The organism is Helicobacter baculiformis, assembly GCF_900197685.1.
GTDB classification, from domain to species: domain Bacteria; phylum Campylobacterota; class Campylobacteria; order Campylobacterales; family Helicobacteraceae; genus Helicobacter; species Helicobacter baculiformis.
This window is the reverse complement of sequence record NZ_FZMF01000077.1, coordinates 1-1,346: the sequence shown is the minus strand read 5'-3', so window position 1 is coordinate 1,346 and position 1,346 is coordinate 1. Positions and strand designations below refer to the sequence as shown.

The 1,346-nt window shown below is 40.3% G+C and carries 1 pseudogene; it reads right to left on the bottom strand.

Annotated features, from left to right (window positions below):
• A pseudogene (locus tag C6G87_RS08320) lies at positions 1-1,316 on the bottom strand (methyl-accepting chemotaxis protein); the annotation flags it as partial.
• Positions 1,317-1,346 lie beyond the last annotated feature (30 nt).

Below are 1,346 nucleotides of genomic sequence, written 5' to 3'. Positions count from 1 at the left end.
ATGGCACACAGAGTCGAGACAAGTTCGCAAATCTGTGGCGTTGCTCCATTTTGGCATTCTAAATCTTTGGAAACAATAATACCTTTTTCTAGGCTAGTGGCACTGAGTGTTGCACAGCCCACCATATAGTTATCTATTTCAAAATTCTTTTGGATACGCGCAATATTATCGCATAGAGCGTTGCGCATAACGCCGATTTCGTCATTATAACGCGCACGACTTAGATCTAAACTTGTGCGCTCGTGCCGCAACAAACTAAAAAAACCCATAAGCATTTTAAGCATGCTATTTAGTCGTTGCACCACTTGCAAGCGCATATAAAAGTAGAGAATAAACATCGTTGCTATAAAGGTAACAATCCCTCCAACGATAATCACACGGCGGATTTGGTAAAGCTCGCTAAACACCTTATCTTTCGTAAAAACTGCCCCTACAACCCAGTTATAGCCTTCGTGGCTGAGCATGTGATCAAAAGGCGTAAACGCATAAAGCGTCGCAATTGTATCTTTTTGCAGCACAGAAGAATGCCATTCTATAATACTGATTGTGCCAGACCGAGCGTTTTTTCTAAAATCTAGAATGTCCTTAGTGCGCGCATCATGCATAACATCGCTAAATTGCCTGCCCTGCAAGCTATGATCGCGATGAATAGCTAAAATACTATCATCGCTCCCAATCATGAAGCCGTCCATATTCCCCTTAGGAAAGAAATCATTTTGAATAGATGCAAAATCAACAAAAACGCCCACTAACGCAACTGCCTTATCATTAACCTTGATGGGAACAACAATAGTTGTTCCAAAAGCCTTCGTGCCATCTAATAAGGTGGTTACTTTGACCAAATCGCGTGTATTATGCCGTTTTTTAAGTGTTTGTTCTACGGCGGAGGCATGCATGATAGAAGGCGTATTACTAAAGCTCAAAGTTTTACCTTCTGCCGTTCTAATCACCTCTACACTGCTTTTAACTTGATCATTGTTCAGTAAAATTAAAAAGGCTTGGCGTATGTAGACATCTTGACTCGATTCAACAATTTTAGTGAGCATGGCTTGTATGGTACTGGGTTCTTTCATTTCCCATGTGTTTGCGCTTAAGTAGGCGCTAAAATTTTTCAAGGTGCGTCCCACAGAGTGAAGCACCATGATCACCTTAGTCGCTTTTAACTTGGCCTGCTCCTTTAAAATTTGCTCAGAACTGCTTTTATAGTTCTTGCTCATAATTACAAGCAGGTAAGCGTTTAACCCTCCAAACATGGTCAGCAAGATACAAGAAACCACAAGCATGATTTTAGAACTCAATTTTAAGTTCTTAAACATAGCTACTCCTAAAATTTCTTCTTATTTGTA